This is a genomic window from Parcubacteria group bacterium CG10_big_fil_rev_8_21_14_0_10_36_14, assembly GCA_002772895.1.
In the GTDB taxonomy this organism is placed as follows: domain Bacteria; phylum Patescibacteriota; class Patescibacteriia.
Map to the genome: position 1 here is coordinate 2,288 of PFCS01000016.1, position 12,989 is coordinate 15,276.

Annotated in this window: 10 protein-coding genes and 1 pseudogene (1 of these 11 cut by a window edge); 5 read left to right on the forward strand and 6 right to left on the reverse strand. The window is 36.0% G+C overall.

Features of this window, described 5'->3' with window-relative positions; genetic code table 11:
* A pseudogene (locus COU51_01145) lies at positions 1 to 348 on the reverse strand (hypothetical protein) (it extends 981 nt beyond the left edge of the window).
* Positions 349 to 471: 123 nt separating this feature from the next.
* Here COU51_01145 and guaB point away from each other — a divergent pair.
* From guaB to COU51_01170, 5 genes are all read left to right on the forward strand, one after another.
* Complete coding sequence (gene guaB / locus COU51_01150) at positions 472 to 1,902, forward strand: IMP dehydrogenase (protein ID PIR66949.1); 1,431 nt, start codon at positions 472 to 474, stop codon at positions 1,900 to 1,902.
* Positions 1,903 to 2,110: 208 nt separating this feature from the next.
* Positions 2,111 to 2,980, forward strand: a complete 870-nt coding sequence (locus COU51_01155; protein ID PIR66950.1) for a GTPase Era — start codon at positions 2,111 to 2,113, stop codon at positions 2,978 to 2,980.
* A gap of 358 nt (positions 2,981 to 3,338) precedes the next feature.
* A complete protein-coding gene (locus tag COU51_01160) occupies positions 3,339 to 4,088 on the forward strand; it encodes a glycosyl transferase family 2 (protein PIR66951.1) in 750 nt (249 codons plus the stop codon).
* A gap of 18 nt (positions 4,089 to 4,106) precedes the next feature.
* Complete coding sequence (locus COU51_01165) at positions 4,107 to 5,021, forward strand: hypothetical protein (protein PIR66952.1); 915 nt, start codon at positions 4,107 to 4,109, stop codon at positions 5,019 to 5,021.
* Positions 5,022 to 5,025: 4 nt separating this feature from the next.
* Positions 5,026 to 6,015, forward strand: coding sequence for a hypothetical protein (locus COU51_01170; protein ID PIR66953.1), 990 nt, complete (start codon positions 5,026 to 5,028; stop codon positions 6,013 to 6,015).
* A gap of 640 nt (positions 6,016 to 6,655) precedes the next feature.
* Here COU51_01170 and COU51_01175 read toward each other — a convergent pair.
* The 5 genes from COU51_01175 to COU51_01195 form a co-directional block, all read right to left on the reverse strand.
* The gene (locus tag COU51_01175; protein ID PIR66954.1) at positions 6,656 to 7,903 is read right to left on the reverse strand and encodes an aminoacetone oxidase family FAD-binding enzyme; all 1,248 of its coding nucleotides are present in this window, start codon (positions 7,901 to 7,903) and stop codon (positions 6,656 to 6,658) included.
* A 340-nt stretch (positions 7,904 to 8,243) separates the two neighbouring features.
* On the reverse strand, positions 8,244 to 9,434 hold the full coding sequence (locus COU51_01180; GenBank protein PIR66958.1) for a cell filamentation protein Fic: 1,191 nt from the start codon (positions 9,432 to 9,434) through the stop codon (positions 8,244 to 8,246).
* 357 nt (positions 9,435 to 9,791) lie between these two features.
* Positions 9,792 to 10,832: a hypothetical protein gene (locus tag COU51_01185; protein PIR66955.1), complete on the reverse strand. Its 1,041-nt coding sequence runs from the start codon at positions 10,830 to 10,832 to the stop codon at positions 9,792 to 9,794.
* A 274-nt stretch (positions 10,833 to 11,106) separates the two neighbouring features.
* Positions 11,107 to 11,487, reverse strand: a complete 381-nt coding sequence (locus tag COU51_01190) for a hypothetical protein (protein ID PIR66956.1) — start codon at positions 11,485 to 11,487, stop codon at positions 11,107 to 11,109.
* Between the two features lie 288 nt (positions 11,488 to 11,775).
* Entirely contained in the window at positions 11,776 to 12,804 is a 1,029-nt protein-coding gene (locus COU51_01195) for an ArsR family transcriptional regulator (protein PIR66957.1), read from the reverse strand.
* Between the last annotated feature and the right edge of the window lie 185 nt (positions 12,805 to 12,989).

Below are 12,989 nucleotides of genomic sequence, written 5' to 3' on the forward strand. Positions count from 1 at the left end.
TTTTTTTACATATTTATTTAAAACTTGTTCCGAGGGCAACTGAATATTAAGACCAATCGATTCTGCGTTAGCCAGTCCTGCGCCTTTGTTTGCTGCTTCCATAATTCCAGGACCCCCGCCAGTTATAATGCTATGCTTTTTTTTACCCAAAAGATAGGCCACCTCTTCTGCCAATTTATAATATTTATTTCTTGGTTTAGTGCGGGCGGAACCAAAGACCGTTACTTCGCCTTTGAACTGCGAAATAAATTGATAGCCCTCAACAAACTCGGACATTATTTTAAAAATCCTCCAAGTGTCTCGAAAGTTTACAGGTTCATGATATTGATAAAATTGTTTTTTTGCCATATTCGTAATTATATCATAATACGCACGATTTAACACAGAATATATTTTATTGTCGCCTTATTTTAGAATGTGCTAAAATAAAATGAGAGCAAAATTTAAAAGGGAGGAATAAATATAAAGTATATGGACCAAAAAATAATTAAAGAGGGTTTAACTTATAGAGATGTTCTTTTAGTGCCTCAGCGCTCAGCTATTCCAACCCGCAAGTTGATTGATACATCATCTTATTTAACGCGGAATATAAAGCTAAAGATACCAATTGTTAGCGCAAATATGGATACGGTAACCGAATATAAAATGGCCATTGCTATGGCGCGAATGGGTGGCATTGGAGTTATCCACAGGTTTATGACAATTGAGCAGGAAGCAAAAGAGGTGGAAAAAGTTAAACGTTCCGAAAGCTATCGGATAGATACTCCTTATAGCATTTTGCCTGATAAGACATTAGGCGAAGCACGACAGCTTATGAAACGCTATGGAGTGAGTGGACTTTTAGTTGTTGACGAATCGGGAAGGCTGGAAGGAATACTTACACGTAGAGATGAGATTTATGAACACGATGAATTTAAGTTGGTAAGGGATCTCATGACGCCAAAGGAGCGTTTAATTGTTGCATATGAGAACATCGAACTTCAAGAGGCAAAAAAGATTCTAGCTAAACATAGAATAGAAAAATTACCTCTTGTAAATCAGGATAATCATCTTGTCGGACTTATCACCAGTAAAGACATAATAAAAACAATGGAATATCCAAATGCAACAAAGGACGATCGTGGACGACTTCGGGTTGTTGCGGCTATCGGTACAAAAGAAGACGCTTTAGATCGAGCAAAGGCTTTGCAAGAAGCAGGCGCAGATGCGCTTGTGATTGATATTGCTCATGGACACTCGGAGATGGTGATAAACACTTTAGAATTGTTGAAAAATTATAATATTAAAATACCGATAATTGCCGGTAATGTTGCTACTCCGGAAGCTGTGCGTGATTTGATTGCTGCTGGTGCGGACGCGATAAAAGTTGGCGTTGGTCCAGGAAGCACTTGTATCACTCGACTCGTTGCCGGAGTCGGCGTTCCGCAGTTTACTGCAGTTTTGGAGTGCGCCCGTGAAGCCGAAAAACATGGGATACCTATTATTGCTGATGGCGGTGTTGCGTTTTCGGGAGATATAGCAAAAGCAATAGGAGCAGGCGCTTCTATTGTAATGCTTGGTTCGCTTTTGGGAGGAACAGATGAATCGCCGGGAATAACTTTGACAAAAAAAGGAAGAAAATACAAAGTTTCGCGTGGAATGGCATCTTTGGGAGCAAACATTAACAGGGAAGCAAATAAAAACACAGAAAATTCTGATTATGTCGCCGAAGGTGTGGAAGCAATGGTTCCATATCGTGGTTCAGTTGCGGAAATACTAAATCAGCTTGTTGGTGGATTGAAATCCGGAATGAGTTATTCAAATGCAATGACGGTTATTGAAATGTGGCAAAATGCAAGATTTTGTAAAATAACCGATTCCGGTTGGGCAGAATCTAAACCGCATGATGTAGAAGTCATTTAATTGCCTAACAATTAGATGACTTAATCACTAATTATCAATTACGAATTACGAATGATTGAGTCGCTCTGCCTGCCAGTAGGTAGGACCGCCTGTCAGTAAGTAGGTTCGTGATGTGTTATTACATAGCCCAACAGTGTTGAGCTATGTAATTTGTAGTTATGTGCTTCCGACTTGATAAAAAGCCGAATTTGTGTTATATTGATTTTGTATGACAAAAGAAAAAGATCAAAAATTAAAGAGCGGGTTTGCGGTGATTGCTGGCAGGTCAAATGCGGGTAAATCAACGCTTCTAAACGCGCTTATCGGCACAAAGCTGGCAATTACGACAGATAAGCCACAAACAACCCGCCATGCGATTCATGGTGTTCTTCATGACCCTCGGGGACAGATTGTTTTTGTAGATACTCCGGGCCTGCTCTTTAAGAAAAAAGACGCTTTAACAAAAACTTTAAATAAAAAGGCAAAGGACTCTCTTCTAGGTGTTGAAGTTATTTTATATATTGCGGATCCGATGCGCGCAATTGAAAGCGAAGAACAATATCTTCTTCGCGTTTTGGAAGAAACAACAACACCGAAAATATTGGTAATAAATAAAATCGATTTACACGATCCTAAATATTTGGAAGATTATCGCGAACTTGCGGAAAAGTTTGATGATGTGGTGGAGGTATCAGCGCTTTATAATAAGCATTTAAAAACATTGGTAAATAAGATTTTTGAATATTTGCCTGAAGGCGAGCCAATTTATCCGGATTTCCAAATAACCAATGTTGATAACAAATTTTGGTTTGCAGAAATAATTCGTGAAAAAATATTTCACCAAATGTATCAAGAATTGCCATATAATATAAATGTAGAAGTAGATGAAATGGCAACAAGGGATAATGGTATTTTATATATTCATGTGATTATAGAAGTGGGGGATACGCGTTATAAAAAAATGATATTAGGAAAGAGCGGAAGAAAAATAAAAGAAATCGGCACTTCTGCGCGCAAGGATTTGGAAAAAATCACTGGCGGCAAAGTATTTTTAGATTTAATGGTAGAAGTAGACCCAAGATGGATGGAAAAAATTTGAGTGTAGCTCAAATTTTAGTAGCAAGTGGTATGTAGTAAGGGTTCCTGCTCACGCGGGATTTTTTATTGACAAAATATAAAAATATGTGTTATATCTTGCTAAGTTTGGACTTTGATAAATTCATGGCATTTATTCGCTTTTTCCATAGTTCATTCCTTCGATATCCCGCATTACCATACATGTGGGATCTTTTTATAATAATCCCTTCCTTTTCTAAAGGGAGGTTAGGAGGGATTTAATAAGTTATTTATAAATCCTCCTTTTTCCTCCTTCTCCCTCCGGGCTGGAAGCCGAAGGAGGGGAGAATTGATTGTGGGATTTTTTATTTTTTATCTGAATTGTGCTATTGTAATTATATATGGAAGAAAAATTTATAAGCATTATTATCCCTACGTATAACGAAGAAAACTTTTTGCCAAAGCTTTTACGCTCAATTAGAAAGCAGACATATCGCAATTACGAAGTAATTATTGCAGATGCAAAGTCCAAAGACAAGACACGAGAGATCGTGGAAAAATATCATGCCCGGGTAGTAGAAGGCGGGCCGGTGGCAATAGGCAGAAATAATGGTGCAGAAAAAGCAAAGGGAGATATCTTAATTTTTTTGGATGCTGATGTGGTTCTGCCTGATCCGCATTTTTTAGAAAAAACTATAATGGAGTTTAGAAGGAAAAAGTTAGACATAGCAACCTGCCTGCCAAGCCCTATATCGGAGAAGAAGATAGATAAGGTTATGCATGATGCATATAATCTATACTCTATGTTAATAGAAAAATTTAAACCCTTTGCCCCTGGATTTTGTATCTATATAAAACGGTCAATTCATGAAAAGATAGGTGGTTTTGATTCAAAAATAAAACTTGCCGAAGACCATGATTATGTACAAAGAGCGGCGCAATATGGAATATTCGGTGTTCTAAAATCAAAAAAAATATTTGTTTCCGTCCGTCGATTGGAAAAAGACGGAAGAATGCGAACGGCTTTAAAATACTTATTTTGTGGACTTCATATGATGACTCTTGGCTCTGTAAAGTCGGATATCTTTAACTATAGGTTTGGCTATGATGACGACTTTAAACAAGAATCATTAAAGAAAATTAAAAAATAGTGTATAATAAAGGAAGGTATGTTAAAATTTATAAAATCCGAAAAATTTATCTGGGGGAATACCAATAAGGTAAATGAAGAAATAATCAATCGGTTAAAAAAGTTATATAAATTTCATCATTTGGACTGGGAAGATGTCCAGTCAGATATACACGACCCCAAATTGGATGTTTACAAAAATTATTTGTTTGCTATTTTTAATGTTCCTAATTTTAAAGACCATTCTCGTTATGTAATGCTGGAAGAGCTGGATATTTTTATTGGGAAAAATTTTATAATTACAATTCATAAGTGCGGTCTTAAAGAAATTGATGAGCTATTTAAAAAATTGGAAAAAACAGCTTCCTTAAGAAAGGAATGGCTTAGTAAGGGGACGGATTTTATGCTTTTCAAGATCTTGCAGTTATTGTTTAAAACAAGAATGAAGCAGGCGGCAGATCATATTTCTGCAAAATTAATTCATGTTGAAAAAAATGTTTATGTTCATACTGGTCGTCAAAATATTGAAGAATTGGCGACCTTGAGAAGAAATGTTCTTTCTTTTAGGCGTCTTGTTGACCCGCAAAGAGAGCTAATAGCTTCTTTGGCGGTAGATACGCACGGATTTATAAACGACGAATACGAACCGTATTTTGATGATATCAGGGATTATCTGGATAGAATCTGGACCCGACTTTCAAATTATAAAGACACCATTGACGGACTTTATGAAACAAACGAGTCTTTGCTTACTTACAAAACAAACGAAATAATAAAAATTTTGACTATCATATCCGTGGCTCTTATGCCCCCGACTCTTTTGTCCGGTATTTTTGGAATGAATATTGACTTGCCGTTTGTAGGTCAGCCAAATATAGTATGGGCAATTTATGGTTTTATATTTACTGTAACAATGATATTCGTATTTATATTAAAAAAGCGTAAATGGTTTTAGATATATGTGGCGAGAAAAGAAGGCAATAATGAATAAGCAGTTGCCGATAAAAATAACAGACGGCGTGCCGATGGTTGCGCCTAATTTTAATTTGGGGAAAACATTGAGTTATTTGCAAAAAAATATCAAGAAATTTGAAACAATAAATTATATTTATGTTGTGGATAAGAACAAAAAACTTTTGGGGATTTTTTCAATAAAAGAATTATATCGTTTACCAAAAGATACGCTTGTTTCGACGATATATAAAAAATCACCAATTATTTCAATAGAAAAGAAACATCAAAGAAAAGAAGCTGTTTATTTAGCATTAAAACATAATTTAAAATCCATACCCGTCATTGATGAAGGAAAATTTTTGGGTATTTTGCCAAGTGATGCGATTTTATCAATTGCATATCGCGAACTGCATGGTGATATTTTGCAGATGGCGGGAGTTTCTCGTGTTCATGCAGGGTTTGATGATGTTTTGGGCGTATCTGTTTGGACATCAATAAAACATCGTATTCCGTGGCTTTTCTTAGGTCTTATAGGTGGGATTTTTGCCGCGCAAATTATTGGTTTTTTTGAAAACACTCTTTCAAAGAATATTATTTTGGCGGCTTTCATACCGCTTATCGTGTATATCGCAGATGCAGTCGGGACTCAGTTGGAGGCGTTTACAATTCGCGATTTGGCAATATTTAAAAAATTTAGTAAGCTAAAATATTTTTTACGCCAATTTTTTATAGTTTTTTTAATTTCTGTCATTTTGGGTGGAATTATGGCTGGTTTAGTCGTGATTTTATACAACGATTATCAATTGGCGTTTGTTTTGGCGATAGCCTTGGTTTCTGCCTGCGTTACCTCTGTTTTTACAGGAATAATCGTGCCTATACTTTTTAGAAAATTACGTTTTGATCCGGCAAACGCCAGTGGACCAATAGGAACAATAATTCAAGATGTCTCAAGCGTATTCATTTATTTTGTTGTCGCTACGCTTATTTTGGGATGACGATTGACAAAACAATGAAAAAATGATATTTTGAAACAAAGGAGAGAAGTGTGCCAGAAAAGAAAACGCCAAAAAAAAGAAAATGTAAAATATGCGGAAGGGTTCTAAGTATCTATAACAAAAGCAATGAGTGCTGGCATCATTCTATCAATCCAGACGCAACAGGAGACTACAATGATCACATTGGAATAGGGAATAATTGGGTCAGCCAAGAAGGCCATGCAAGAACCAATAGATGATAACAATTCGTATAAACAAGGCAAAATGCCTTGTTTATTTTAAATATAAATAAAAACTTGACGAAAAGTAAAAAATATGCTAATATTACCTCTAATATTAACTTGAGAAAGAGGAGGTAAGAATGACAAAGGTATTGGTTTGTTCAAAGTGTGGCGCAAATCTCAACTCTCATAACGAGATAGGGCTTTGCCACTGTTGCGCTCGGGAGGTCGCCAGGCTATTGGGGTATAATGTCCCAACCGAAGACTCGCCTGAACCCGTCTTTTTTCAAAGGCAAAGCGGTTGCTATGATAGAGGTGGTAACCGCTGGGTATCCTACTGCCCACCCATCCACGGCTAATATCCTGCCTGCCAACAAAAAGGCCTTGCAAATCTGCAAGGCCTTATTTTTTTAATGATATTAAAGAGAGCTGTTTTGGCCAGCAGAATAACCCGTGCTCCAGGCAACCTGCAAATTATATCCGCCAGTCGGACCATCAATGTCCAAAATTTCTCCCGCAAGATATAGATTGTTTATTATCTTTGATTTCATTGTTTTCGGGTCAATCTCTCTTAGGTCTGCTCCGCCCGAAGTTATAACCGCCTTATCAAACCCAACAAGACCAAAAACGCTAAACGTAAATTCTTTGAGTAATTTGACGATTGTTTTTCTTTCGGTTTTTGTTATTTCATTTATTTTTTTATTTTCCGGAATTTTTGATAATTTTATAATAACGGGAATAAGTTTTTTTGGAAGCAGTTTATCTAGACTATTTTTAAATTGTTTATTTTTTTGTTCTTCAAAATCTCTTTGGATTCTTTTGTCTAATGTCGGATAATCCAAAGCTGGTTTAAAATCTATTTTAAGTTTTGGTTCCGTCATTTTTATTTCGCTTATTTTTTTGCTTAAATTTAATGCTATTGGTCCGCTCAAACCATTACTCATAAAAATTAGTTCGCCAAAGTATGAAGCGATTTTGTTTTTATGCCACAAACTGAGTTCTGCGTTTTTTAGGCTTAATCCCTCAAGCTCTTTTACTAGTTTTTCTTTGACAATAATCGGAGTAAGCGCAGGTTTTGGTTCTATGATTTTGTGCCCCAATTGTTTTAGCCATTCGTATCCGTCGCCGGTAGAGCCGGTTTTGGGATAAGATTTTCCTCCTGTTGCGATAATGTAATTATCGGCAACAATCTCTTCATTATTTTTCAAAATTATTTTTTCTATTTTATTTTTATCCAAATTTGTGATGATTTTTTTAACCGGAGAATTGAGTTTTATTTCCACTCTGGAAGTTTTTAAGTATTTTTTTAGGCAATCGGCAACATCTCTGGATTTATCTGAAACGGGGAATACCCTTTGTCCTCTTTCTGTTTTTGTTTTTACTCCGTGAGTTTCAAAAAAAGTTATTATATCTTTATTGGAAAATTTATTTAAAGCAGAATACAAAAATTTTCCATTTTGGCCATATGCGTTTATTATATTTTTCAAATCTTCTTCCGCGGTTGTGATATTACATCTTCCTTTGCCAGTAACTAATAATTTTATTCCCAAATGTTCGTTTTTTTCAATCAAAACAACACGAGAACCGAGCTCTCCCGCGCGTCCCGCCGCCATCATTCCGGCTGGTCCGCCTCCAATAATAGCCAAGTTGAATTTGTTATTCGGCATAAATTATTTTTGGATTAAAGTTTTTTTGTTTACACCTATTACGCAAAGAGCGAAGCGATTTCGCTACAACGTTTCAGTATATGCGATGTTTTGCGGATGATATAATACGCCGAAGGCGAATCACCCCCAAATATGGGTGGAGGCTTTTGGATAAAAGCCGTAACCGGATACTCGTTGTTAGCTGATGTATTCCTTTTCTTTTTTTCTGATAAGAAAACTTGTTTTAAAAAATTTTAAAATTTCTTTTTCCGTTTTGGATTTTGGGTAGAGGGGTCAGGGGTGAATGCCAAAAATTAAAAACTCAACATCTTTTATCCATGAAGAAAAATATTTAAGCAGATCAATTTTTATTAAGTGACTTTGGAATAAAATCATTTTTTTCTAACATATTTACAACTCCACGAAGTAAATAATTATTAGAAAAACTAATTGTATATGTGCGCCCACTTTCTTTAAGCGACATAAGCATTCCTTTTTCTTTAAGTTTTTTTATTATTCTTGATATTTGAACTGCGGATTTTTCTCTAATTATTTTTTTAATGTCGGCCGACTTAACGGCCATTCGCTTGTTGTTTATTACTCCTCGTAATATTTCAAATTCTCTATGTGTAATATTTTCATGTTCAAGTGAAAATTGAATAGATGGCAATAAAATTGATTTGACTAAGTAATCCTTATCAAGGAGTCTGTCAATTTTTTCCATTTCTGTTTTTAATCCATTTAATACATATTCGCACCATTGAAGAGTTTTTATTCTCTCGCCTGAGTCAGCCAAAGATAGCATTTCATAGTATTTATCTCTATCCATGCAAAATATTGCAGTAGGATTAAGAATCCTTCCATTTTTTACCTGAAAACCTTGTTTTATTAGCATGGCATATGTAAACATTCTAACTGCACGTCCATTTCCATTATCAAATGGATGGATCCATGCCATTCTATGATGGGAAAGAGCTGCGATAAGAAGATCGTGCTGTGGATCTGCTTGTTGGTTTATAAATTTAACCAATTCATCCATGTAAGATTGGATGTGAACTTGGTCGGGTGGAATATGTTTTGATTTTTGAATTATTACATTAATTTGGCGGAAATTACCTGGGTAATTTGATCCTTCCCCTCTGGGTGGGGGAGTTAATTTGTTGACCAGGATTTTGTGTATTTCAGATATATGGGCTCTATCTATTTTACCACCTATGGAGATATTTTTTTCTATAAATTCGATAGCATTATCAATATTAAATATTTCCTGAATTTTTTCATCATTTGTTTTTTTGTTTGGTATTTCAATTACCTTTTCTACGAATTCTGCTAGCGTCGTGCGGTTTCCTTCTATACGAGCAGAGCCCAAACTTTCAAACATCTGAAAGATATTTTTTAATTGAAAAAAAATGTACGGTGGAGCACTTCCGCTTAACTTTTTTACTCGTAAATGCTCCAAACCTATTATAGTTTTTGTCAGCGAAGAGCCATAATCAGGTTCGTAGAGTTCTAGTGGAATAATAGAATTTATTAGTTTTTTATCATTAGTCATATTCATTATTTAACATTTATATTGTATAATTGGCTAATTTAAGCTTTATATTATAGATGTATCATATCTAATTATTTAACAAATGTCAAATTAAGATTTATCAAATAATGGTCTACCTAGGAAAAAGAGGGATGATATATTCTCCTCTATAATTAATGAAAAAGAAAGAATTTTATTTTACATATGTTACGAGTATCCGAAGTTTTTCTTCCGCTCCGCTACAGAAAAACTTCGGTGGAGGCTTTTGTAAAAAGCCGTAACCAGACATACCGTGTTATATGATGTATGTTTTTCTTTTTGTCTCGCTTCAGTGAGACCACTTTTCTGTAATGAACAAATTTTATTTTTTTAGGTTAATTAGTTAATAGCTTCCCAATATTTTATCAGTCCCTTTTCATTTTTTAAAACTTTTTCCATTTGTATGATAATCTCGTTTTTATGTTTATTGATATCGAGCGGATAAATAGAAGCTAACGGCAACAATAGTTCAGTTGATTTTTTATAACCCGCTGCCAATTCGGCATAACCTTGCTCCTGAAAATACATAGAGGCGAATTCGCGGCCTAAATATATTTTTTGAGAAAACTCAATAACATCCGATCCTTCTTTCAAATTTTTAATATATCTTGCCATGATATCCAGCGATTCATTAACCGTGCCCTTCATTTTTAACATCAAATCTTTATCGCTTATTTTATTTCCATCGGGCGTAAACCAAAAAACCGTGTGTGTCAGCCCGAAACCGACAGGACAACTTATTTTTGGATCGGTACGATTAACATCCTGCGGGTCGGGAATTATGGCAAATAATTCTTTTTTACTATATCCCTCAATTACATTGTAATCATTGTGGCAGGGTGAACCGGAAGTGCCGAGCGGAATATCGGAAGAAATTATTTGTTTATATTCATCCATCGGCGGATTCAAAAAATATGTCTTCAAATCACCGCCAAGTTCTTTAGTTTTGGGCCACCATGCACCCATGCCATCGTTAAAAAATCTGGATATTCTAACATGGGGAGTAAATCCAAGATTGCTGGCTGCCGTCAGTAAAATATCCGTTGATCCGTTAGCCAAACTAGCCATTGTGCCGCCGTTCGCACCATTCGGCCAATAATAATTGAAACTAATCGCGTTTCCCTGATAAACAAAAACTTTCCGAAATTCTATGCTGGGGTCAAAATGTTTCAACATCATAGCAGTAGTGGCCAGATAACAATTGTTGCCAACTTGTTTGCCGTATTTCGCGGTTTCGTCCTGGTCGGAAATATGAGCCAAATTCATTTTATATTCGGCGGAGTAAGAATATTTGTCCCTATAAAAATACAAATAGCTGATGATAGTGCCAACAACTAAAACAGCAAAAATGATAATGTAAATTATGTTTTTTTTCTTCATACTTCTAGTATTTAATTATAAAAAATAAAATTTGTTCATTATAGAAAAGTGTAAGGCATTAGCCGTAAAAAGAAAAGCATATTTCACATAATGTTCCCGAGTATGCGAAGTTGTTGCGGAACGTAGTGTAGCAACAACTTGGGTAAAAAGCGAGCCGAGCTTTTTACCGCATACTCGGAAACGTTAAACGACCCGGACGGAGCGTAGCAGAGTGAGAGCGCAGCGTGGCGCGACTGAAAGGAGCGAGTTTTGGGCAACAAATAATTACCTTAATTTATAAGTTCTTTTCAGTTTTTTCATCTCCTTTTGCTTGACAGACGCGATTTATTGTGCTAAAATCAAATATTGCAGAGTTTACATTCTGCGTCCCAGCCACGAGGGCGTCGTGGCGAGCCGAACATTGAAGGAGGACACTATGTTCACGTTGAACGAGGTCATCGAGGGACTGAAGGTCGGCAAGTCGTACCAGCGCACGCTGGAGGGCGACGGCGGCAAGGAGTACCTGAGCCCTGCAGGTGAGGGAGATTTCCGCCACGACGTCGCCGGTGAGGCGCACGGTGGCTGGGGCGGCTCCAACACCATGCCCCTCTCGACTCTCAACAACGGCCGCTGGAAGCAGGACGACTGGGAACTCCAGAGCTGACCAGTCAACCACCCCCCGGCCACTACGACCCCCGCGGACACAAGTCTTCGGGGGTCATTTCTTTTGTAGAAAAAATTGAAAAGAGCCCAATCAAAATGTTTTAAAATTATTTGTTGCCCAAAATTGCGTACAACGTTTCAGTATATGCGATGTTTTGCGGATGATATAATACGCCGAAGGCGAATCACCCCCAAATATGGGTGGAGGCTTTTGGATAAAAGCCATAACCGGATACTCGTTGTTAGCTGATGTATTCCTTTTCTTTTTTCCGACAGCAGTCGGAATTGTTTTAAAAAATTTTCAATTTTCTTTTTTCGTCGCAAGCCCTCTTTTAATCATGGACTCCACATCTTTATTTGCATTGACATATTGTATGGTGATGTCGGGGTGTCCATTTTGGAAAACCCTAAAAACCTCATCTACAAATGCCTGTCCAACTGATTCTACATTTTTGAAATCTAGAATTATAGATTTAAACTTTTCTAAACCGATTAGGAGGCGTTTTGCTTGTGATCTTGAAACGTGGGGATCATTGGGGTCAGCACTAAGCGCAACTGCAACTTTTGTTTTCCAAAAACCTATTTCTTGATCCGCGTATTGATCAAAAATTTCTTTAGGAGTTTTTGTTGATTGAAGAGAAATAATCATTGTTATACATGTACCTTTTCCAAAGTTTTCATTTTTTTCTGGGGATAAAAACCATTCTTGGTTTTGAAAACTATAGTATAGATCACTGGAGAGAATAGAAAAGCGATCAAACATTCTAGATGTAAAAAAAATTCCCTCACCCGTATGATTGGAAGGATCTGTTGTAAATTTTCCTTTTGAAAGGTGGAGAATTGATTCCCTTATAGATTCTAGTTGCAGCGCTTCCTGAATTTTCTTAAAAATACCCACGCCATTGTCCATTATTGTGATAGTGAGATTATCATTTTCTAATTTAATGTCAGAATATATCATTGTTCCTTGTGAATGATCAATAGCATTATTGAAAATTTCAGTAAAACCATACGCAGAAATATTTTGTATGTTGCGCGAGTATTTTAGAAGTAATGGTTTTACATATTTAGACCAAATTTGATCTTCTGCTAAACCTGGCTTTATTTTTATAGAAAATTCAATTTCATTGCCGCTAGCCAAAAAATAACGCGTTGCTCTCGTTTTACCCACTTTAATTAAATTTCCTTTTGTAACTTCTCTGGTTACATATCTATGTGCTCTTTGTCTTGAAATGTTATATTTATTAGCTACCAAAGCAACCAAATCACTTGGGTTAGCCTCAGCTTTTTCTAGTATAAAATCGCTTATTTTAGGGTAATTTTCATTCATATATTTATTGTAAATAGTTTATATATCTATTGTAAACCCTTTTAGCGGTCTTTGTAAACCCCCCGATTTATTAGTAAATAATTGATCTAAAAAAGAAAATTTAAAATTTTTTAAAATAATTCTGACTGCTGTCGGAAAAAAGAAAAGGAATATTTCAGCTAATGGGCGGCGGCTATCCGAAGTGG

Coding starts and splice junctions, on each gene's coding strand:
- guaB (PIR66949.1), top strand. CDS start 472: ATGGACCAAAAAATAATTAAAGAGGGTTTAACTTATAGAGATGTTCTT.
- COU51_01155 (PIR66950.1), top strand. CDS start 2,111: ATGACAAAAGAAAAAGATCAAAAATTAAAGAGCGGGTTTGCGGTGATT.
- COU51_01160 (PIR66951.1), top strand. CDS start 3,339: ATGGAAGAAAAATTTATAAGCATTATTATCCCTACGTATAACGAAGAA.
- COU51_01165 (PIR66952.1), top strand. CDS start 4,107: ATGTTAAAATTTATAAAATCCGAAAAATTTATCTGGGGGAATACCAAT.
- COU51_01170 (PIR66953.1), top strand. CDS start 5,026: ATGTGGCGAGAAAAGAAGGCAATAATGAATAAGCAGTTGCCGATAAAA.
- COU51_01175 (PIR66954.1), bottom strand. CDS start 7,903: ATGCCGAATAACAAATTCAACTTGGCTATTATTGGAGGCGGACCAGCC.
- COU51_01180 (PIR66958.1), bottom strand. CDS start 9,434: ATGACTAATGATAAAAAACTAATAAATTCTATTATTCCACTAGAACTC.
- COU51_01185 (PIR66955.1), bottom strand. CDS start 10,832: ATGAAGAAAAAAAACATAATTTACATTATCATTTTTGCTGTTTTAGTT.
- COU51_01195 (PIR66957.1), bottom strand. CDS start 12,804: ATGAATGAAAATTACCCTAAAATAAGCGATTTTATACTAGAAAAAGCT.